Source organism: Streptosporangium sp. NPDC048886 (assembly GCF_055586905.1).
The window spans coordinates 16,217-36,793 of the sequence record NZ_JBVJHH010000057.1 but is presented as its reverse complement, the minus strand read 5'-3'; the positions used below and the strand labels follow the sequence as shown (position 1 = coordinate 36,793).

The window sequence follows — 20,577 nt, the reverse complement described above, 5'->3', positions numbered from 1 at the left end:
GCTGGATCCATGGAGAGGATCCTGGTCAGCGCCTGTCTGATGGGGCGGAAGGTCCGTTACGACGGGGCCGCCAAGACGAGCGGCGACGCGCTGCTGGCCACCTGGCGGCAGGAGGGACGGCTCGTCCCGTTCTGCCCGGAGGTCGAGGGCGGCCTGCCCGTCCCCCGCCCGGCCGCCGAGATCGAGGGCGGCGCCGGGGGCGCGGCCGTGCTCGCCGGGGCCGCGCGGGTGCTGGCCACCGACGGGAGCGACGTCACGCAGGCGTTCCTCGCCGGGGCCCAGGCGGCGCTCGCCGTCGCCCGATCCTTCGGCGTCAAGGTGGCGATCCTGAAGGAGGGCAGCCCCTCCTGCGGGAGCCTGACCGTCTACGACGGCACCTTCCGCGGCCGCCGCCTGCCCGGCAACGGCGTCACCACCGCCCTGCTCGAACTGCACGGCATCGCGGTGTTCGCCGAGGACCGCGTCGCCGACGCCGGAGAACGGCTGCGCGAGCTCGAAGGGGCCTGACACTCCCGGGGGAGGGGCCTAATACTCCCAGGTGTCGGTCCGGTTCTCCCCGCCGATGCAGAAGACCGCCGTGCCGTGCCCGTTCCGGACCAGGTCCACCCGGATCCAGCCGAGCGCCTGCGACACCTTGGCCTCGAAACCCACGTTGGGCGCGGCCGCGACCAGGCGGCACCTGTCGTCCTCGATGACGAACGAGACCGAACCGCCCCCGACGTTCACCACGCGCACCTTCCCCTCGGAGGCCGCCGGGACCGAGGGGCCGGGCGCGGCGGCGGACAGGGCCGGCCTGGGCGTGGCGGCGGTCGCCGACGGCCGTGGCTCGGCGCTCGCGGGCGAGCGCACCGTGATGTGCGGGGCCTCCAGCGGGGACCGGGTGGCCCGTGGGCGGGCGGTGTTGTGGGTGGGCCCGGCCGGGGTGCGGCGGGGGGCGGGGGCGCGCTGGTCGGAGGAGGCGGAGGCGGTCGGCGTGCCGAGCGCGGCCGCCGGGCCGGTGGGCGCCCCGGAGGGGAGCGGCGCGGCCTCCATCCGGCTGATCGCGGCGTTGATCGGCTCGATCCTCGCGTCGTCGAAGACCTGGCCGCCCAGCACGTCGCTGACGCCGAACCAGGCTATCGACGTCGCCAGGACCGTGGCTCCGCACCACACCGCCAGGAAACCAAGGGTCTGCCGCATGCGGTGAATTATTACCTCACATACCTCTTTGTTCACTACGGTTACGTCGCATGGCGACGGTGCTGGTGGTGGAAGACGACGAGTACGTGCGCTCCGCGATCATTCAGGAACTGAGCAGGCGCCAGCACGCCGTGCGCAGCGCGGGACGCGCTCTCGACGCGCTGCGGGAGATCACCCAGAACCCCCCGGACGTGGTGGTCCTCGACCTCGGCCTGCCCGACCTGGACGGATCGGAGGCGCTGAAGATGGTCCGCAGCGTCTCCAGTGTCCCGGTCATCGTGGCCACGGCCCGGGACAACGAGGCGGAGATCGTCCGCCTGCTGGAGGCTGGCGCGGACGACTACCTGGTCAAGCCGTTCTCCGGCGACCATCTGAACGCCCGGCTGGACGCCGTGCTGCGGCGGGCCAGGGCCGCGGCCCCGCCGTCGGTGCTGCACGTCGGTGGGCTCTCGGTGGACCTCAACCGGCGGGAGGCCGCGGTGGAGGGCGCGCCGCTCTCCCTGACCCGGCGGGAGTTCGACCTGCTGGCCTATCTCGCCGCCCGCGCCGACCGGGTCGTCTCCCGCAAGGAGCTACTCACCGAGGTGTGGCAGCAGTCCTACGGCGACGACCAGACCATCGACGTCCATCTGTCGTGGTTGCGGCGCAAGCTCGGCGAGAGCGCCTCCGCCCCCCGCTACCTGCACACCGTGCGCGGCGTGGGCGTCATGCTGATCACACCCTCGTGAGACGGACCCTGGCCCTGCTCGCCGTCGCCGGGGCCTCGATGATCGCCCTGGCCTTCCTGATCCCGCTCGGACTCATCGTCAAGGAGATCGCTCACGGCCGGGCCATGGCCGATGCCGAACGGCAGGCGTCGGCGCTGGTCCCCGTCCTGGCCATCACGGTGGACCCGGCCCGGCTGACCCACGCGCTGGTCAGCACCGGGGCGGGAGACCGGATCGCGGTCCACCTGCCGGACGGCGGATCGGTGGGCACCGTACGGGCGCCCGCCGAGAGCGTGGTCACGGCCTCCCGGCTGACGCGGGCGGTGACGGCGGAGACCGAGACCGGCTACCTCCTGCTGCGCCCGGTCGTCCTGGACGGCGGCCGGACCGTGGTCATCGAGATCTTCGTGCCCGCCGGCGACCTCACCCAGGGCGTCACCAAGTCATGGGCGGTGCTGACCGGGGTCGCGGTCACGCTGGTCGCCGGCTCGGTGCTGGTCGCCGACCGGCTGGGGGCGCGGGTGGTGCGCTCGACCCAGCGCCTCGGGCGGGCCGCCGGCGCCCTGGGCGCCGGGGACTTCAGCGTCCGCATCGAGCCCGAGGGGCCGCCCGAACTCGTCTCCGCAGGAGAGGCGTTCAACACCATGGCCGACCGGGTCGTGCGGCTGCTGGCCGCCGAGCGGGAGATGGCCGCCGACCTGTCTCACCGGCTGCGGACCCCGCTCACCGCGCTCCGGCTCAGCCTGGACAACCTGGGGCCGGAGGCCGAGCAGAGCCGCCAGGCCCTGGCCCGCCTGGAGGCCGAGGTGGACCAGATCATCGCGGCTGCCCGGCAACCCTCCCGGGCGCCGGAGTCCGTCTCCTGCGACGCCGCCCACGTGCTGCGCGAACGGCTGACCTTCTGGTCCGCCCTGGCCGAGGACCAGCAGCGCCCGTGGCAGCTGATCGGCGCCGCGGATCCGGCCCCGGTCCCGGTCGCGGCCACCGAGCTCAGCGCCGTGGTGGACGCGCTGCTCGGCAATGTCTTCCGGCACACTCCCGAGGGCACGGCGTTCACGGTGACCCTGCACCGGGGCGCCGGCACGGTGGGCGTGCTGATCGCCGACGCCGGCCCGGGCATCCCCGATCCCGAGACGGCCCTGCGGCGCGGGGCCAGCGGCTCGGGCTCCACCGGCCTCGGCCTCGACATCGCCCGCCGGCTCGCCGAAGGCTCCGGCGGCACGCTGCGGATCGACGTCTCCTCCCTGGGCGGCGCCGGGGTTCAGCTGTGGTTGCGCACCGACCGGCGCGACCACGCCCCGCGCGGGAGCCGGCGGCCGGTCGGCGGCGGCTGGCCGCGCAGGAGGAAGGCCCCCTGACCCCGCTGTCCCCCTGACCCCACGGTCCCGGGCACCCGGCGCGGGCGCGGTCCGGCCGGGGCGGTACGGGCACCGCCCGCCGCGCGGCGGCCCTACGCCCTGCTCAGCTCCATGATCCAGTTGGTCTCCCAGGTCTTCTCCCCGTCGGCGGAGAATGCCTGCTCCCAGCGGGCGGCGGCGGCCGTGATCTCCGACCAGACGAAGCGGACCCTGACCGGGGCGCCCTCGTGGGTGTCGTCGCCGTAGAACTCCCCCGTGCCGCCGGTGAAGCGGCCCACGACCGGCGGGAACAGCGTCCCGGTCCGGCTGCTGGCCCAGTGGAGCGACCACTCCTCGCGCTCGACGTCGAACAGCCGCAGGGTGAGCCCGGAGAACCCCAAGCTCGGAAAGGTGATCTCGTCGATGTTGGCCGCGCCGCCGAACGCCTGCCGGGCGACGGAGGTGGCGGGGAACTCCTGCCATTCGGTGCTGCCGGTGAGGGGCTTGACGAGCCGCCGGTTGACCACGTTCCAGGTGCCGGTGAGGAAGTCGAAGTCGTTCATGCCTGGAAGCTAGGGCCAGGTCACTGACATCTGCTGTCAGTGTTTTCGCGGATAATTCAGGTCATGCGTGCGAGCCGGCTCCTCTCCCTGCTGATGCTGCTGCAGACCCGGGGCCGGATGACCGCCCAGGAGCTGGCGGCGGAGCTGGAGGTCTCGGTCCGGACCGTCTACCGGGACGTGGAGTCGCTCCACTCCGCCGGCGTCCCCCTGTACGGCGACGCCGGCCCCTCGGGCGGCTACCGGCTGCTCGACGGCTACCGCACCCGGCTCACCGGCCTGACTTCGGGAGAGGCGCAGGCGCTGTTCCTCGCCGGGATGCCGGGACCCGCCGCCGAGCTCGGCCTCGGCTCGGTGGTGACGGCCGCCCAGCTCAAGCTGATGGCCGCGCTCCCGGTGGAGCTCCGGGACCGGGCCGGGCGGATCCGCGAGCGTTTCCACCTCGACGCTCCCAACTGGTACCACGGCGCCGACGAGACCCCGTACCTCGCGGCGGTCGCCGACGCGGTGTGGAACGAGCGCCGCCTGGAGATCCGCTACCGCCGCTGGAAGGCCCCCCAGGAGGTGCTCCGCACGCTGGAGCCGTACGGACTGGTGCTCAAGGCCGGCCGCTGGTATCTCATCGCCCGCACCGGACAGGACCTGCGCACCTACCGGGTCTCCCAGATCCTGGAGCTGCACGCGCTCCCGGAGACCTTCGAGCGGCCCGCCGGCTTCGACCTCGCCGCCCACTGGAACGGCGCCCTGGAGGAGTTCGAGGCGCGGCTCCACCAGGGTGAGGCCGTCATCCGGCTCTCACCGCACGGGATGGAGCGCCTTCCCGACATGGCCCGCCCGGCCCTCCTCCGGGCGGCCGAGGCCACCGCGCGGCCTCCGGGCCCGGACGGCTGGACACAGGTCACGGTCCCGATCGAGTCGCTCCCGAACGCCCTGAGCGAGTTCCTGCGGTTCGGCGTGGATCTGGAGGTCGTCTCCCCCGCCGAGCTGCGCGACCTCATGGCGGAGACCGTGAGGTCCCTGGCGCGACGCTACGACACGGCCGGCTGAGGTCCCCTCCGCCCAGCCGACCGCCTCCGGGCCGGCCAGCCCCGCACCAGGCCGACCACCTCCGCACCGGACCGGGACGACCACCCCTGAACCAGGCCGGCCGCCTCCGGGCCGGCGGAGCCGGGAGATCTGAGACTGGAGCGCGTTGGCGGCGTTGCCCGGCGGCTGCTCGCCGTAGAGGCCGTCGATCAGCCGTTCGGTGGTGACGATCCGTCCGGCGTCGAGCACCGGCATCGCCAGCAGCGCCCACAGCGATCGGGCCGCCCACGGCGTCCCGCACCTCCATCGCGCCCAGCACACCGACCCGCATGGCACCGGTTATCGTGCGCGACGGGCACCGACCTGTAGCAGGCGTCCGACCGGAGCGAGCCGCCCGGAGCGGGCGGCCCGAGCGGGAGAGAGCGCCCCGGGGCCGGAGCCGGCGCGGTTCCGAGGCCCATCAGATCCGGGACCCGGCCGAGCCATATAGTTGACATCAACTAGACAGCTATGGATAGTTGATACCAACTACGGAGGTCGCGATGGAGCAGCGGCGCAAGGTGTCCAACCCGTTGGCCCTGGCGGTGCTGGCGTTCCTGTTGATGGAGCCGATGCACCCCTACGAGCTCGGCCGGCGGCTGCAGGAGACCGACAAGGACCGGAGCTTCAAGTACAACCGGGGATCGCTGTACATGGTGGTGCGGCAGCTGACCAAGGCGGGGTTCATCGCCGAGCAGGAGACCGTACGGGACACCGAGCGGCCGGAGCGCACGGTGTATTCGATCACCGATGAGGGCCGGCACGAGCTCTATGACTGGCTGCGCGAGCTGGTCGCCACCCCCCGAGAGGAGTATCCGCACTTCGGCGTGGCGCTGTCGCTGCTGAGCGTGCTTCCGCCCGCGGAGGCCGTCGAGCTGCTCGAACGGCGCTCACAGGCGCTGGTCACCGAGATCGGCGGGATCCGCGAGAGGGTACGGGCCGCCACCGACGGCGGCCTGCCCTGGGTGTTCCTGGTGGAGGAGGAATACCGCCTCACGCTGCTGGAGGCCGAGCACCGTTTCGTCACCCGGCTCGTCCCGGCGCTCGAGCAGCCGGACTACATCTCGTCGTGGCGCAAAGTCTTCGACCCGCAATGACGTCTGGAAGGTTCTCGTGAAGATCGTTGTCGTCGATCCGGCCTCCCCGGATCCACCGGGCTCCGGGGAGACCCGGAGCGGCCCTCCCTCGGGCGGCCAAGAGCCCCGGGCGCCGGCCACGGGCTCTGCTTGAGCGGATCCCGACACCTGAAAGGCGGTACAGGCCCATGACCACCTCGACCCCGATCACCTCGACCTCGACCGTGGCTCGATGGCTCGCGCTCGGCGCCATCGCCGGACCGACACTGTTCACACTCGCCTGGCTGATCCTCGGCCTGGTCAGCACCGGTTACCCGATTTTCGGCACCCGGATCGAGCCCTACTCGCCCATCGCCCAGCCGATCAGCGGCCTGGGGCTGGGCGACACGGCGCCCTTCATGAACGCGGCCTTCGTCGTCGGCGGAGTCATGCTGCTCGCCGGGGTCGCCGGCATCGCCATGACCGTCGAGACACAGCGCCGGCGGACGGCGCGCATGACATGCGCGGTCCTGCTCGCCGCCACACCGGTCGGGATGATCATCGACGGCGTCTTCGATCTCGAGGCGATGGTGCCGCACTCCATCGGATTCCTCCTCGCCGCCGGAGTCCCCGTAGTCGGCTTCCTCGTCGCCGGCTCGCTGTTCCGGACCACCCGGCGCCACCGGCGACTGGGCCTCTGGCTGCTCGTCGCCAGCCCGGTGACCCTGGCTCTGGTCGTCGGGTTCTTCCTGACGTTCGAGCCGACCGTCGAGGGAGCCGGCCACGGCATCGCGGGTCTGGTCCAGCGGCTGCTGGTCAGCGTCGTTCTCGCCGCATTCGTCGCCATGGCCTGGCCCGTCTTCCGGCAGACCCGTTGATCGAACCGCCGGGTTCCGTGGAGGCCCGCACACCGCCCGCGCCCTCCGCCGCGACCGCCCCACACCCTCGGAGGGACTCGTCGGCGGCCACACACGCCTGAGAACGACAAGATCCCGCCTGATCAGGATGATCAGACGGGATCTCGACTCCCTTCGGGCCGTCCAGGAACGGCCCTGCTGTGGAGCTATGGGGATTCGAACCCCAGACCTCCTCCATGCCATGGAGGCGCGCTACCAGCTGCGCCATAGCCCCTGGTCACCGCTCCGAGTGCTCTCGTTGCGGCGCTTCGGAAGCATATAGGGACAACCGCGTGTTCACCTAATCGACGGCCGTACGGCTCGCGCCCGTCATCCCCGGGCGCAAGCCTCGCCGGGGAGTCAGGCGTTCGTGGCCTCGGGACTGTCGTCGCTCTTGACCGGCTCGGGCAGGGTCCCGGCGTTGTGCTCCAGCAGGCGCCAGCCCTTGCGGCCCTCCTCCAGCACCGACCACGAGCAGTTTCCCAGGCCGCCGAGGGCCGACCAGAGCTCCTCGGGCAGGCCCAGCAGGCTGGCGATGCCGAGGCGGAGCGCCGCCCCGTGGGAGGCGACCACCAGCAGACCGTCGGGGTCGAGCTCGGCCGCCCAGCGGCGGACCGACGTCGACACCCGTTTGGCGACGTCGGTGACGTGCTCGCCGCCCGGGGCCTCCCAGTCGGCGAACTCCCGGGGCCAGCCCGTGGAGATCTCCTCGCGGGTGAGCCCCTCCCACTCGCCGCCCCCGCGCTCGCGCAGATCCTTGTCCACGGCCACGTTCAGGCCGGTGATCCGCCCCAGTGCCGAGGCGGTGTCCACGGCCCGCTGGAGGTCCGAGGAGACGATCATGCTGGGGCGGAGGGCGGCGAGCAGCGAGGCGGCGCGGGCCGCCTGCGCCATACCGGTCTCGTCCAGCGGTATGTCGCTGTGGCCCTGGAAGCGGCGTTCGACGTTCCAGAGCGTCTGGCCATGCCTCAGGCAGACGACCCGGCGGCTCACTCAGTTACCGCCTGGCGGGCGCGCTGGGCGGCGACCTGGGTCACGCTGTCGGGCAGGGCGATGGAGGGGCAGTCCTTCCACAGGCGCTCGAGAGCGTAGAAGGTGCGGTCCTCCTCGTGCTGGACGTGGACGACGATGTCGACGTAGTCCAGCAGGACCCAGCGACCCTCGCGCTCACCTTCGCGGCGGACGGGCTTGGCGTCGGCCTCGATCCGGAGCCGGTCTTCGATTTCGTCGACGATGGCGCGGACCTGACGGTCGTTGGTGGCGGAGCAGAGCAGGAAGGCGTCGGTGATGACGAGCTGCTCGCTCACGTCGTAGGCGAGAATGTCATCGGCCAGCTTGTCGGCGGCGGCCTCGGCGGCGAGCCTGATGAGCTGGACGGATCTGTCGGTTGCGGTCACGGTGTCGGTTAGTCCTCCTGTAGTCGGCGCTGTCACCTGTCAGGGTGCCCGATCGGATGCCCGAGGAGGGCACCACAGATACAACGCCTATCGTGTGCCACCCGATTCCGCTCCGCAAACGAATTGGCGGTCGATCAGGGGCTCACGTAGCGGTAGAGACCGCGCTTGTTGATGTACTGAACGATACCGTCCGGCACGAGATACCAGATGGGCTGCCCGGAGGCGACCCGTTCCCGGCACTCCGAGGACGAGATGGCCAGCGCCGGGATCTCCAGCAGGCTGACTTTGCCCTCCGGCAGCCCCGGGTCGTGCAGGACGTGGCCGGGCCGGGTGGCGCCGACGAAGTGGGCGATGGTGAACAGCTCGTCGACGTCTCGCCAGCTCAGGATCTGGGCGAGGGCGTCGGCGCCGGTGATGAAGTACAGCTCCACGTCCGGCCCCCAGGCGGCGGCGATCTCCCGCAGGGTGTCGATGGTGAAGGTCGGGCCCGGACGGTCGACGTCCACGCGGCTGACCGAGAAGCGGGGGTTGGAGGCGGTCGCGATGACCGTCATCAGATACCGGTCCTCAGGCGCGGAGACCGTCTTGTCGGCCTTCTGCCATGGGTGCCCGGTCGGCACGAAGACCACCTCGTCGAGGTCGAAGTGGTGCGCGACCTCGCTGGCGGCGACCAGGTGCCCGTGGTGGATCGGGTCGAAGGTGCCGCCCATGACGCCCAGACGTCGCTTCCCCTGGCCGGTAGGCGCGTTCATCATGGAAGGGACCATACGCGCAAGCCGTACCCGGCTTTTGCCCGCCCCCCGCGCGTGCCAGGCGCACCCGACGTAGCATGCCGGACATGACCACCACCCCGGATCGCAACCGCGTGCAGCTCCCCGGCATCAGCTCACGTGCCTACGAACATCCCGCTGACCGGTCCGCGCTGGTCGCCCTGCGCTCGCTCAGCGGATTCGACACGGTGCTCAAGCAGATGTCCGGCCTGATCAGTGAGCGCCGCCTGCGCCTGATCTACCTCGCCTCGGCCGTGCGCACCAGCGAGACCCAGTTCCGCGCCCTGCACGACATGGGCCGCGACGCCGCCTACACGCTCGACCTCCACCGCATCCCCGAGGTCTACGTCCAGCAGAGCCCGCTGGTCCAGGCGAAGGCGATCGGCTTCGACGACCCCTTCATCGTCGTCTCCACCGGCCTGCTCGACCTGATGGACGAGGAGGAGCAGCGCTTCGTCATCGGCCACGAGACCGCGCACATCCTGTCCGGCCACGCGGTCTACCGCACCATGCTCGACATCCTCACCCGCCTGGCCACCCGCGTGGCCTGGATCCCGCTCGGCTACATCGGCCTGCGCGCGATCGTCGCGGGCCTGGAGGAGTGGCACCGCAAGTCCGAGCTGTCGGCCGACCGCGGCGGCCTGCTCTGCGGCCAGGACACCGACGCCGCGCTGCGCGCGCTGATGAAGCTCGCCGGCGGGTCGCGCCTGCACGAGATGAACATCGAGGCGTTCCTCGACCAGGCCCGCGAATACGACACGGCGGGCGACGTCCGCGACGGCCTGCTCAAGGTCCTCAACCTGCTGGGCACCACCCACCCGTTCGCGGTCTCCCGGGTCGCCGAGCTGGACAAGTGGCGCCGCGGCGGCGAATACGAGACGATCCTCGGCGGCGCCTACCCCCGCCGCGCCGACGACTCCAACGCCAAGATCTCCGAGGAGGTCAAGGCCGCCGCCCGCTCCTACCGCGAGTCCTGGTCGCAGTCGCAGGACCCTTTCATCGGCGTCCTGCGTGACGTGGCCGAGGGCGCGGTCAACGCCGGAGAGCGCATCTTCAACCGCTTCTCCCGCCGCGACGGCAACTAGGCCGAGCCTCAGAAAAGGTCCAGAAGATCATCTTCTGGACCTTTCTGGTGAAAGAGCACCGCTCGGCCGGTGACGGGCACCGGCTCTCAGACCAGGAGGGCGATCCCGCGCACCGCCGCCGCGCACAGCGCGACGAACCCGCCCAGCACGGCGAGCGCCCGCAGCCCCTCTTTGCGGAGTTCGGGGATCTCCGCGCTGATCCGCTCGACCTCGCGGCCGATGATCCCGCCGCAGACGACACCGAACACGATGCCCGCGACCGCGACGGGGGCGGGGCGCAGCCACCACTCCGGCGGCAGCGACGCGCCGAGGACCAGCCACAGCGCCAGGCCCGCGAGCCCCGCCGCGGGCAGCCCCGGCCAGGCCAGCGCGGTCAGCAGCGACACCGTGAAGGTCAGCGGGAAGCTCACCACGCGCAGCAGGCCCCGGACTCTGGCCGACTTGCGCTTCTTGACCGCCCAGTGCCCGGCCCAGATCGCACGGGCCAGGACGGCGAAGAACCCGGTGACCGCGAAGGTCGCCAGCGGCCAGATCACCGTGGCCACCACGCACGGCACGGCCAGCACGGCCAGCAGGATCAGCGCGGCGCTCCCCGTCGGCAGCGGCCTCGCCCTGCCGGCGCCCATGGTCTCCGAGGCCGGCGCGCCGTCGGCCTGCCGCCCTTTGGGCGTCCCCCGGCCGGGCTTGCCCCCCGTCCCGCCGGACGCGGGCCGGGCCGCCCGGGAGGGCTCCCCCGCCGCGGCGGCCGGCCGGCCCCCCCGGGACGTCCCGTCGCCGCCCGCGGCCGGACGCGCGGGCCCGTCCGCTCCGGCGGCCGGCCGCGCCCCTCGGGACGGCTCGCCGGTGAGGGCGGCCGGCCGGCCGCCGCGCGGGGGAGCCTCCCCGGCCGCGATCGGACGCGCCCCGCGGTCGGCCTCACCAGTCCTGACCGCCGGCCGGCCGCCGCGCGCGGACTCCTCCGTCTTGGCCCCGGACCTGGCCCGCGCCTCCGGCCTCCTGGAGGTGGCCGGAGCGGCCTTCTCCCCCGCCGGCCGGGCCGCCGCGGGCGCCGGCTCGGGCGAGGCCGCACGGGCCAGCCTGGCCAGCCGGGCGGCGAGCAGGGCCGCGGTGGGGCGTTTGGCCGCCTCACGGTGGAGGGCGGCGCGGATCAGCGGGAGCAGCGCGGCGGGGATGCCCGCCAGATCGGCCTGGCCGTTGAGGATGGCGTACATCTGCGCCTCGACCGTGCCCCGGCCGAAGGTGGGGCGCCCGGTCGCGGCGAAGGCCACCGTGGCCGCCCAGGCGTGCACGTCGGCGGGCTCGCCCACGGGCTCGTCGACGAACAGCTCGGGGGCGGCGTAGCTCGGAGTGCCGAGGAAGGTGCCGGTCAGGGTGAGCCGGGTGGCGTCCAGGACCTGGGCGATGCCGAAGTCGATCAGGACGGGCTCGTCTCCGGCGTTGACCAGCACGTTGGCGGGTTTGAGGTCACGGTGGACGACCCCGGCCGCGTGAATGATCGACAGTGCGGTGGCCAGGCCCTGGGCGAGGGAGATCAGGGCGGCCCCCTTGAGCGGGCCGCCACGCCGTACGCGGTCGAAGAGGGTCTCCCCCTCGATGTGCTCCATGACCATGTAGGGCCGTTCGCAGGCGAGGTCGGCGTCGACGACCCGGGCGACGTAGGGGCTCTCGACCCTGCGGAGAGCGCGGACCTCGCGCTCGAGCCGTATTCGGGCCTCCGAGTCGGAGTCGACGACGTCGTGGAGCATCTTGAGCGCCACGTTCTCGCCCCGGCGGCTGGTGGCGAGGTAGACCTCGCCCATGCCGCCCCGGCCGAGGCGCTCCACCAACGTATAGGGGCCGACTCGCCCGAGACGACCCACGTGACCTCCCGCGTCGGCCACATGGGTCCAAGACCGCTGTGCCTATCGGGTCGCTCGCTTGCGCTCGCTCCCCTGCCCTCCAGCCATAGGAGACAACACCATAGCGGGCAGGTGTGACGAATATCCGGCGGCGCGCCGTACCCGCTGGAAGATCAGCGTGGCGGGGGCCCGGCGTCCGGCGGCCCGGGGCGGGGCTCGCCGCCGGGCGGGGCGGGCGGCTGGGGCTCGCCGGGCGGCGTGGGCGGCTGGGGCTCGGCCGCGGGAGGCTGCGCCGGCGGCTGGGCGGCGGCGGGCGGGACCGGCCGCAGCGGCTCGGCCGCGATGGGCGGGACGTACGCCGGGACGTTCTCCGCCCCCCGACGGCGCGCCTCCCTCCGGCGGCCGAAGATCAGGTGGTCCAGGCTGATCCGGCCCGCTCCCCCCGCGGCCAGCAGCAGGGCGGCCGAGCCCAGGGCCCCGACCAGCTCGAACCCTCCCTTGGTGACGAACACTCCGGCACGCGAGTGGACGAAGACGAACGCGCCGAGCATGTCGGCGGCGATCAGGAGGCCGACGAGCGGGGTCAGCAGTCCCAGGATGAGCAGGACCCCACCACCGAGCTCGACGACGATGGCGAACGCGGCGGCCGCCCTGGGCAGCGGGACCCCCGCCGAGGTGAACATGGCGGCGGTGGCCTCGACGCCCCCGGCGCTGAGCTTCTGCCAGCCGTGCGCGATGAAGACCACGCCGAGGACGAGCCGCGCGATCAGCGCGGCCAGGTCGTAGAGGGCCCGTCTCATGGCCGGTGCGCGCTCTCGTGGGAGGGGGCCGCCAGCAGGCTGTCCAGCTCAACCGTGGGCTCGGCCGACAGGCTCCGGCGGCCGGTGCGCCGCCAGTTCACATGTCCCCGGCGCTCCAGCCACAGCATCATCCTGTCGAGCGTGAGCAGCACAAGGCTGACAAACAGGAATGCGACCACGATTTCCATGAAGCCCAGTCAAACCACAAGAGGCTTCGATTACCTGGAGCGACACGCTACTACATTCGGTGACCGGGCAGGTGCTGAACCGGGCCGGCCACGGAACGCCGGAGCGCCGGCCTCACCCCGGGTCCTCGCCCGGGGAGCCGTCCGTGGAGGCGGCTGCTACTTGTCACCGGCTCCGCGGGAGGCGACGACCGTGCCCGTGTCGGTGCGCAGATGGCCCTCGCCGGTGTAGACCCATTTGGTGGAGGTCAGCTCGGGCAGGCCCATCGGGCCGCGCGCGTGCAGCTTCTGGGTGGAGATGCCGATCTCCGCGCCGAAGCCGAACTCGCCGCCGTCGGTGAAGCGGGTCGAGGCGTTGACCGCCACGGCCGCGGAGTCGACCAGCGCGACGAACCTGCGGGACGCGCCGACCGAACGGGTGACGATCGCGTCGGTGTGGCCCGAGCCGTACTTCCTGATGTGCGCGACCGCGTCCTCCAGCGAGTCGACGACGGCGGCGGCGATGTCCAGCGAGAGGTATTCGGCGCCGAAGTCGTCTTCGCCGGCCGGCACCACCTCGCCGTAGGCCGCGATCCGGGCGTCACCGTGCACCGTCACCCCCTCGGCGGCCAGCGCGGCCAGCGCGCGCGGCACGAAGGCGTCGGCCACGGCCACGTGCACCAGGAACGTCTCGGCCGCGTTGCACACCGAGGGCCGCTGGACCTTGGAGTTGAGCAGGATCTCGATCGCCAGGTCCTGGTCGGCGTCGGCGTCGACGTAGACGTGGCAGTTGCCCACGCCGGTCTCGATGACCGGGACCGTCGACTCCTCGACCACCGAGTTGATCAGTGAGGCCCCGCCGCGCGGGATCAGCACGTCGACCAGGCCGCGGGCCCGCATGAGCTCCTTGACCGAGTCGCGGGTCAGGCCGGGGACCAGCTGCACCGCCCCGGCCGGGACCTCGGTGCCCGCCAGCGCGTCCTGCATGACCCTGACGAGGACCGTGTTGGACTCGTAGGCGCTGGAGGAGCCGCGCAGCAGCGTGGCGTTGCCGCTCTTCAGGCAGAGCGCCGCAGCGTCCACGGTCACGTTGGGACGGCCCTCGTAGATGATGCCGATCACGCCCAGCGGCACCCGGAGCTGGCGCAGCTCCAACCCGTTGGGCAGCGTGTTGCCCCGGATCACCTCGCCCACCGGGTCGGGCAGGTCGGCGACCTGGCGGACCGCCTCCGCGATGGCGGCGACACGGGCCTCGTCGAGCCGGAGCCGGTCGATCATGTAATCGGAGGTGCCGCTCTCCCGGGCCCGCTCCACGTCGAGCGCGTTGGCCCGGACGATCTCGGCGGACCGGGCCACCAGCGCGTCGGCGATCACGCGGAGCGCGGCGTCCTTCGGGGCCCTCGGCAGCGGGGCCAGCTCGGCGGCGGCCTCTTTAGCCGCCAGGGCTACCTTCAGGAAGTCCTCGGACATCTCGCGCTCCAATGGAACTAGTGGTGAGACTCCAGTATGACGATGTCGTCACGGTGAATCAGCTCACGTTCATATTCCGGACCGAGGCTGGCGGCCAGCTCGCGGGTGGAGCGGCCCAGCAGCTCCGGGATCTCCCCGGCGTCGAAGTTGACCAGGCCGCGGGCGAGCACCCCGCCGAGCGGCCCGCACAGGTCCACCGGGTCTCCGGCGGCGAACTCCCCCTCCACGGCGGTCACCCCGGCGGGCAGCAGCGACTTGCGGCGGCCCACCACGGCCTCGACCGCGCCGTGGTCCAGATGGAGCCGGCCGCGGCCGGTGGTGGCGTGGGCCAGCCAGAGCAGGCGGGTGCCCGGGTGGCGGCCGTCCGGGTGGAAGCAGGTGCCGATGTCGACGCCCGCCAGGGCCTGGGCGGCGTGCGCGGCGGCGGTCAGGACCACGGGCACACCGGCCCCGGTGGCGATCCTGGCCGCCTGCACCTTGGTGACCATCCCGCCGGTGCCGACCGCGCCGCCCTTGCCCAGCTCCACCCCGACCAGGTCGTCCGGACCGCGCACGTCGCCCAGCCGGCGGGCGCCGGGACGGCGCGGATCGCCGTCGTAGAGGGCGTCCACGTCCGACAGCAGCACCAGCGCGTCGGCACGGGTCAGGTGGGCGACCAGGGCGGCGAGCCGGTCGTTGTCGCCGAAGCGGATCTCGTCGGTGGCCACGGTGTCGTTCTCGTTGACCACCGGGACGATGCCCAGCTCCAGCAGCCGGCCCAGCGTCCGCTGGGCGTTGACGTGGTGCGAGCGGCGCATCATGTCGTCGGCGGTCAGCAGCACCTGGCCGACGCGCAGGCCGTAACGGGCGAAGGAGGAGGTGTATCGGGCGACCAGCACCCCCTGGCCGACCGAGGCGGCGGCCTGCTGGGTGGCCAGGTCACGCGGCCGGCTGGCCAGGCCCAGCGGGCCGAGACCGGCCGCGATCGCGCCGGAGGAGACCAGCACGACCTGCGTGCCGGTCCCGCGCCGGGCGGCGAGCACGTCGACCAGGGCGTCCACCCGGTCGACGTCGATCATCCCCTGCGGGGTGGTGAGCGAGGACGAACCCACCTTCACGACGAGGCGTGAGGCCGTACGGATCCGATCGCGCACAGAGTCCACGACAGGCACCTTTCGCAGGGTCTTCATTCACGGGGTCTTCGGGGGAGGGCAGGTCATCCGAGCCGGTTGTCCGAGCCGCGCGGCCCCTGGTGCACGGCCTCGGCGTTGAGGGTCGGCTGCCAGTCGAAGATGTAGCCGTTCTCCATGGACCCGATGACCACCTCGGCCCCGGCCGTGGCCCCGGCCTTGGTGAGCTCCTCCTCGACCCCGAGCCGCTCCAGCCGGTCGGCCAGGTAGCCGACGGCCTCGTCGTTGGTGAAGTCGGTCTGGCGGATCCACCGCTCCGGCTTGACCCCGGTGACCTGGAAGGTGTTGTCGTCGACCCGGCGCACGGTGAAGCCCGCGTCGCCGAGCTGCCGGGGCTTGATGACCAGGCGGGTCGGCTCGACCACAGGCGCGGCGGCCCGGGCCGCGGCGACCATCTCGCCCATGGCGTAGGTCAGCTCCTTGAGGCCCTCGTGAGTGGCCGCGGAGATCGAGAAGACCCGCATCCCCCGCTCCTCGAGCATCGGCCGGACGATGTCGGCCAGCTCGCGGGCGTCGGGCACGTCGGCCTTGTTGAGCACGGCCAGGCGTGGCCGGTCCTCCAGCTTGCCGTAGGCCTTCAGCTCGGCCTCGATCGCCTCGTAGTCGCTGATCGGGTCGCGGCCGGGCTCCATGGTGGCGCAGTCGATCACGTGGACGAGCGTGTTGCACCGCTCGACGTGGCGCAGGAACTCGTGGCCCAGCCCCTTGCCCTCCGAGGCGCCCGGGATGAGGCCGGGCACGTCGGCGACGGTGAAGACGGTGTCGCCGGCGGTCACCACGCCGAGGTTGGGCACCAGGGTGGTGAACGGGTAGTCGGCGATCTTCGGCCGGGCCGCGGAGAGTGCCGCGATGAGGGAGGACTTGCCCGCGCTCGGGAAGCCCACCAGCGCCACGTCGGCGACGCTCTTCATCTCCAGCATCACGTCGAGCTCGTCACCGGGCTCGCCGAGCAGCGCGAAGCCGGGGGCCTTGCGCTTGGCGTTGGCCAGGGCGGCGTTGCCGAGCCCGCCGTGCCCGCCTTCGGCGATCACGTAGCGGGTGCCGGCGCCGACCAGGTCGATCAGGACCTCACCGGTCTGGGCGTCCTTGACCACGGTGCCGTCGGGGACCGAGAGGATGATGTCACCGCCGTTGGCGCCGTCGCGGTTGGCGCCCGAGCCCTGCCTGCCGTTGTCGGCCTTGCGGTGCGGGCGGCGGTGATACTCCAGCAGCGTGGCCGTGTTGGGGTCGACCTCCAGGATCACGTCGCCGCCGCGGCCGCCGTTGCCGCCGTCGGGGCCGCCCAGCGGCTTGAACTTCTCCCGATGCACAGAGGCGCAGCCATGTCCCCCGTCACCGGCCTTGATGTGCAGGACCACCTGGTCCACAAAGTCCGGCATGTCTGCCCTCCTACCCCCATCTGCGGAAATACCCGCTTACAACACCAACAGGGGCGGACCGCGCCATGCGATCCACCCCTGCCGTTAACGTCTGTCGGTGCGGATCTACTCCGCGACCGGGACGATGCTCACCGCGCGACGACCGCGCTTGACACCGAACTGCACGTGGCCGGCGGCCAGCGCGAACAGCGTGTCATCGCCACCGCGGCCGACGTTGTCGCCCGGGTGGAAGTGGGTGCCACGCTGGCGGACGATGATCTCGCCGGCGTTGACCAGCTGGCCGCCGAAGCGCTTCACACCGAGCCGCTGGGCGTTGGAGTCACGGCCGTTCCGAGTGGACGACGCGCCCTTCTTGTGTGCCATCTCGCAAAACTCCCGAAACTCAGGCCTGGTTGATGCCGGTGATCTTCACCTGCGTGTAACGCTGGCGGTGACCCTGGCGCTTCTTGTAGCCGCTCTTGTTCTTGTACTTCAGGATCCGGATCTTCGGACCCTTGGTCTCGCCGAGAATCTCGGCGGCAACCGTGAACTTGCCCGTCTCGGTGGTCACGTCGCCATCGTTGACGACGAGCACCGTCGGCAGCGAAACCGTGGAACCGACCTCGCCGGCGACCTTGTCCACCTCGAGGACGTCACCGACGGAGACCTTCTGCTGCCTGCCGCCGCAACGAACGATCGCGTACACCGCGGAACCCTTCTTCTGACTACTTGCTCGCTGGATGCTGCGCCCCGCATCCGGCTATGGTCACTTGGTTGACCGACGAACCGGGTAGGCGCGCGAACAGGGCGCGCCATGAGCGCACCGGTTCACCAGGGTACCGGATTACCGGTGTCCTGGTCGAACCGGGCGGAACGTCGGCGGTCGCCGGCCTGACGGCCGGCGGGGCCTTGCCTGGTTGCCGGCCTAATCGGCCGACTTGGCCTTGCGGGAGCGTCGCCGCCCCCGGCCGGAAGCCTGTATGCCTTGCGCGTCCTCGGTCGGGACGTCGTCAAGCGCATCGGTCACCGTATCACGGCCAGACTGGTCACTGGCCGCAACAGCGTGGCCGGCGTCCTTGCCGAGCTTCTCGGCGACCGCCTTCTCCACGGCCATCTTGCCCTGGGTGCCACGCGGCTCCGGCTTGCTCTCGACCGGCTCGGCCGAGACGTGCAGACCGCGGCCGTTGCAGCACTCGCAGACGGTGGAGAAGGCCTCCAGGAGGCCCTGTCCGACCCGCTTACGCGTCATCTGCACCAGACCGAGGGAGGTGACCTCAGCGACCTGGTGCTTGGTCCGGTCACGGGCCAGGCACTCCAGCAGCCGCCGCAGCACCAGGTCGCGGTTGTTCTCCAGCACCATGTCGATGAAGTCGATGACGATGATGCCGCCGATGTCCCGCAGCCTGAGCTGGCGGACGATCTCCTCGGCCGCCTCCAGGTTGTTGCGGGTGACGGTCTCCTCGAGGTTTCCGCCCTGGCCGGTGAACTTGCCGGTGTTGACGTCGACCACGGTCATGGCCTCGGTCCGGTCGATCACCAGCGAACCGCCGCTGGGCAGCCAGACCTTGCGCTCCATCGCCTTGGCGATCTGCTCGTCGATCCGGTAGGCGGCGAAGACGTCACTGCCGTCCTCCCACCGGGAGAGCCGGTCGGCCAGGTGCGGGGCGACATAGCGGACGTATTCGTCGACCGTCTCCCACACGTCGCCCGCCACGACCAGCGAGGTGAAGTCCTCGTTGAAGACGTCGCGGACCACCCGGACGGTCAGGTCGGGCTCGGAGGACAGCAGCTCCGGCGCGCTGGCCGACTTGGCCTTGCGCTGGATGTTCTCCCACTGGGCCGACAGCCTGGCCACGTCACGGCCGAGCTCCTCCTCCGACGCGCCCTCGGCGGCCGTGCGGACGATGACCCCGGCGTTCTCCGGCATCACCTTCTTCAGGATGCTCTTGAGGCGGGTGCGCTCCTTGTCGGGGAGCTTGCGGCTGATGCCGGTCATCGAGCCGTCGGGCACGTAGACCAGGTAACGGCCGGGGAGGCTGATCTGCGAGGTGAGCCGCGCGCCCTTGTGCCCGATCGGGTCCTTGGTGACCTGCACCAGCACCGACTGGCCGGACTTCAGCGCCACCTCGATCCGCTTGGGCTGGCCCTCCAGCCCGGCGGTGTCGAAGTTGACCTCACCGGCGTACAGCACCGCGTTGCGGCCCTTGCCGATGTCGACGAACGCCGCCTCCATGCTCGGCAGCACGTTCTGCACCTTGCCGAGGTAGACGTTGCCCACGTAGGACTGGCTCGCCTCACGGTTGACGTAGTGCTCGACGAGGACGCCGTCCTCCAGCACCGCTATCTGGGTCCGGCCACCGGTGCGGCGCACCACCATCATGCGCTCGACGGACTCCCGGCGGGCCAGGAACTCCGACTCGGTGATGATCGGCGGACGCCTCCGGCCGAGCTCGCGGCCTTCCCGGCGGCGCTGCTTCTTGGCCTCCAGGCGGGTCGAGCCGCGCACGCTCTGCACCTCGTCCGCCGAGGTGCTGCGCCCGGCGCGGGGCGCGCGGATCCGGACCACCGTGTTCGGCGGATCGTCCTGGACCTCGCCCGCCTCCTCGGTGCCCCTGCGGCGGCGACGGCGACGGCGACGGGAGCTGCCGCCCTCCGCGTCGTCGTCCTGCTCGGCCTCGGGCGCCGCCGTGTCCTCGGACTGCTCGGACTCGTCGTCCTCGGTCTCGTCCAGCTCACGCGTCTTGCCCCGGCCGCGGCCGCCCCTGCGGCGGCGGCGACGGCGGCCACCGGCCTCGTCGTCGCCGTCGGTGTCGTCGTCCTCGGGCTCCTCGGCGGTCTCCGCCTCGACCTCGGCGGGCTCCGGCTCCGGCTGCGCCACAGGCTGCTGCGCCGGGGCCGGACGGGCGGCGGGCTGCTCGGCCCGGTAGGGATCGGGTGCCTGGAACAGCGGCTGGAACACCGCCGCCGGCGCCTGGAAGGTCACCGAGGGGACCTCGGTGCGGTCCTGGACCGACAGCCCGAACGGGTCGACGAACAGCCCCGGCCGCTCTTCGGCGACGTCTTCACCGGCGGGCTCGTCATCCAGCGCCTCGTCGGCGGGCATCGTCAGCAGCAGCGCCGCCGCGACCTCCTCGGCCTCGGCCGTGCTGATGTCGACGATCGGCTCCGCCTCGACCGGCGGCGCCTCCTGCTGGACGGCCTTCTTGCGGGTACGGCTGCGCTTGACCGGCGCGGGCGCCTCCTCCGCCGCCGGCTCGGCGGCCGGCGCGGGGCTGTCCTGCGCCACCGGCGCGGGGGCCTCCTCCGCGGCGGGCGCGGCGGCCTCGGGGGCCGGCTCGGGCTCCGCCTTCTTGGCGCGGCTGCGCCGGGTGGTGGTCGTGGCGGCGGTCGTGGCCGCCTTGCGCCGGGTGGCGCGCCTGGGCGCCGTCTCCTGAGCCGCTTCCGGCTCGGGCGCCGTCTCCTGAACCGCCTGCGGCTCGGGCTCCGTGGTCACCGCCGCCGGGGCCTCCGGCTCCGGCGCCGCCGGCGCGGAAGGTCGCTCCACGGCCGCCGCCACCGGCGGGGCGGTCTCCGGCTCCTCCGGCGGAGGCCCCGCGGGCCGGCTCGCGGCCCGCCGACGGCGTGTCGGCTGTGTCTGTTCTGTCATATCCCCGTCGGGGCCATTGGCCCCGACGTTGGGCTCGTTGTCGAGCATGCGGGCGCTCTCCCGTCAGCCCCCGGGCGCGTC

The 20,577-nt window shown here is 72.3% G+C and carries 21 protein-coding genes and 1 tRNA gene; 7 read left to right on the top strand and 15 right to left on the bottom strand.

Features of this window, described 5'->3' with window-relative positions; all coding sequences use genetic code 11:
- Positions 1-9: 9 nt before the first annotated feature.
- The gene (locus ACZ6R6_RS43665) at positions 10-507 is read left to right on the top strand and encodes a 2-thiouracil desulfurase family protein (RefSeq protein ID WP_470102824.1); all 498 of its coding nucleotides are present in this window, start codon (positions 10-12) and stop codon (positions 505-507) included.
- 18 nt (positions 508-525) lie between these two features.
- Here ACZ6R6_RS43665 and ACZ6R6_RS43660 read toward each other — a convergent pair whose 3' ends face one another.
- A complete protein-coding gene (locus ACZ6R6_RS43660) occupies positions 526-1,179 on the bottom strand; it encodes a hypothetical protein (protein WP_470102823.1) in 654 nt (217 codons plus the stop codon).
- Between the two features lie 50 nt (positions 1,180-1,229).
- On the opposite strand from ACZ6R6_RS43660, the gene ACZ6R6_RS43655 reads away from it, so the two are divergent.
- Positions 1,230-1,907 carry a response regulator transcription factor gene (locus ACZ6R6_RS43655; RefSeq protein ID WP_470102822.1) on the top strand — a complete coding sequence of 226 codons (678 nt, stop codon included), beginning with the start codon at positions 1,230-1,232 and terminating at the stop codon, positions 1,905-1,907.
- A complete protein-coding gene (locus ACZ6R6_RS43650) occupies positions 1,904-3,244 on the top strand; it encodes a HAMP domain-containing sensor histidine kinase (protein ID WP_470102821.1) in 1,341 nt (446 codons plus the stop codon). Before ACZ6R6_RS43655 ends, ACZ6R6_RS43650 begins: the two co-directional genes overlap by 4 nt.
- 92 nt (positions 3,245-3,336) lie before the next feature.
- Here ACZ6R6_RS43650 and ACZ6R6_RS43645 read toward each other — a convergent pair whose 3' ends face one another.
- Positions 3,337-3,786, bottom strand: coding sequence for a hypothetical protein (locus tag ACZ6R6_RS43645; protein ID WP_470102820.1), 450 nt, complete (start codon positions 3,784-3,786; stop codon positions 3,337-3,339).
- A 63-nt stretch (positions 3,787-3,849) separates the two neighbouring features.
- Here ACZ6R6_RS43645 and ACZ6R6_RS43640 point away from each other — a divergent pair, with 63 nt between their 5' ends.
- The 3 genes from ACZ6R6_RS43640 (at position 3,850) to ACZ6R6_RS43630 (ending at position 6,781) form a co-directional block, all read left to right on the top strand.
- Positions 3,850-4,830, top strand: coding sequence for a helix-turn-helix transcriptional regulator (locus ACZ6R6_RS43640; RefSeq protein WP_470102819.1), 981 nt, complete (start codon positions 3,850-3,852; stop codon positions 4,828-4,830).
- A 521-nt stretch (positions 4,831-5,351) separates the two neighbouring features.
- Positions 5,352-5,945 (top strand): PadR family transcriptional regulator, encoded by a 594-nt coding sequence (locus tag ACZ6R6_RS43635; RefSeq protein ID WP_470102818.1) that lies wholly within the window; start codon positions 5,352-5,354, stop codon positions 5,943-5,945.
- Positions 5,946-6,112: 167 nt separating this feature from the next.
- On the top strand, positions 6,113-6,781 hold the full coding sequence (locus ACZ6R6_RS43630) for a DUF998 domain-containing protein (protein WP_470102817.1): 669 nt from the start codon (positions 6,113-6,115) through the stop codon (positions 6,779-6,781).
- A gap of 180 nt (positions 6,782-6,961) precedes the next feature.
- Here ACZ6R6_RS43630 and ACZ6R6_RS43625 read toward each other — a convergent pair.
- The 4 genes from ACZ6R6_RS43625 to nadD all read right to left on the bottom strand — a co-directional run bounded on the left by ACZ6R6_RS43625 (position 6,962) and on the right by nadD (position 8,951).
- Positions 6,962-7,034 (bottom strand) — tRNA-Ala (locus ACZ6R6_RS43625).
- Between the two features lie 125 nt (positions 7,035-7,159).
- Complete coding sequence (locus ACZ6R6_RS43620) at positions 7,160-7,792, bottom strand: histidine phosphatase family protein (RefSeq protein ID WP_470102816.1); 633 nt, start codon at positions 7,790-7,792, stop codon at positions 7,160-7,162.
- On the bottom strand, positions 7,789-8,196 hold the full coding sequence (rsfS, locus tag ACZ6R6_RS43615; RefSeq protein WP_306866456.1) for a ribosome silencing factor: 408 nt from the start codon (positions 8,194-8,196) through the stop codon (positions 7,789-7,791). Before rsfS ends, ACZ6R6_RS43620 begins: the two co-directional genes overlap by 4 nt.
- Positions 8,197-8,330: 134 nt before the next feature.
- A complete protein-coding gene (nadD, locus tag ACZ6R6_RS43610; RefSeq protein WP_470102815.1) occupies positions 8,331-8,951 on the bottom strand; it encodes a nicotinate-nucleotide adenylyltransferase in 621 nt (206 codons plus the stop codon).
- Between the two features lie 74 nt (positions 8,952-9,025).
- On the opposite strand from nadD, the gene ACZ6R6_RS43605 reads away from it, so the two are divergent.
- Positions 9,026-10,051: a M48 family metallopeptidase gene (locus tag ACZ6R6_RS43605; protein ID WP_470102814.1), complete on the top strand. Its 1,026-nt coding sequence runs from the start codon at positions 9,026-9,028 to the stop codon at positions 10,049-10,051.
- Positions 10,052-10,137: 86 nt separating this feature from the next.
- Here the strand turns inward: ACZ6R6_RS43605 and ACZ6R6_RS43600 are convergent, their stop codons facing one another.
- The 9 genes from ACZ6R6_RS43600 to ACZ6R6_RS43560 all read right to left on the bottom strand — a co-directional run bounded on the left by ACZ6R6_RS43600 (position 10,138) and on the right by ACZ6R6_RS43560 (position 20,544).
- On the bottom strand, positions 10,138-11,910 hold the full coding sequence (locus ACZ6R6_RS43600) for a serine/threonine-protein kinase (protein ID WP_470102813.1): 1,773 nt from the start codon (positions 11,908-11,910) through the stop codon (positions 10,138-10,140).
- 152 nt (positions 11,911-12,062) lie between these two features.
- Positions 12,063-12,689, bottom strand: coding sequence for a DoxX family protein (locus ACZ6R6_RS43595; protein ID WP_470102812.1), 627 nt, complete (start codon positions 12,687-12,689; stop codon positions 12,063-12,065).
- The gene (locus tag ACZ6R6_RS43590) at positions 12,686-12,877 is read right to left on the bottom strand and encodes a hypothetical protein (RefSeq protein WP_306866443.1); all 192 of its coding nucleotides are present in this window, start codon (positions 12,875-12,877) and stop codon (positions 12,686-12,688) included. The genes ACZ6R6_RS43595 and ACZ6R6_RS43590 overlap by 4 nt, the downstream gene beginning before the upstream one ends.
- Before the next feature lie 156 nt (positions 12,878-13,033).
- Positions 13,034-14,323 carry a glutamate-5-semialdehyde dehydrogenase gene (locus tag ACZ6R6_RS43585; RefSeq protein WP_470102811.1) on the bottom strand — a complete coding sequence of 430 codons (1,290 nt, stop codon included), beginning with the start codon at positions 14,321-14,323 and terminating at the stop codon, positions 13,034-13,036.
- 17 nt (positions 14,324-14,340) lie between these two features.
- The gene (gene proB / locus ACZ6R6_RS43580) at positions 14,341-15,492 is read right to left on the bottom strand and encodes a glutamate 5-kinase (RefSeq protein WP_306866436.1); all 1,152 of its coding nucleotides are present in this window, start codon (positions 15,490-15,492) and stop codon (positions 14,341-14,343) included.
- 26 nt (positions 15,493-15,518) lie between these two features.
- Positions 15,519-16,871: a GTPase ObgE gene (obgE, locus tag ACZ6R6_RS43575; RefSeq protein ID WP_470102810.1), complete on the bottom strand. Its 1,353-nt coding sequence runs from the start codon at positions 16,869-16,871 to the stop codon at positions 15,519-15,521.
- A 105-nt stretch (positions 16,872-16,976) separates the two neighbouring features.
- The gene (gene rpmA / locus ACZ6R6_RS43570; protein ID WP_012893687.1) at positions 16,977-17,234 is read right to left on the bottom strand and encodes a 50S ribosomal protein L27; all 258 of its coding nucleotides are present in this window, start codon (positions 17,232-17,234) and stop codon (positions 16,977-16,979) included.
- Between the two features lie 19 nt (positions 17,235-17,253).
- On the bottom strand, positions 17,254-17,556 hold the full coding sequence (gene rplU / locus ACZ6R6_RS43565) for a 50S ribosomal protein L21 (RefSeq protein ID WP_306866422.1): 303 nt from the start codon (positions 17,554-17,556) through the stop codon (positions 17,254-17,256).
- A 219-nt stretch (positions 17,557-17,775) separates the two neighbouring features.
- Positions 17,776-20,544 carry an Rne/Rng family ribonuclease gene (locus ACZ6R6_RS43560; protein WP_470102809.1) on the bottom strand — a complete coding sequence of 923 codons (2,769 nt, stop codon included), beginning with the start codon at positions 20,542-20,544 and terminating at the stop codon, positions 17,776-17,778.
- Positions 20,545-20,577: the final 33 nt, after the last annotated feature.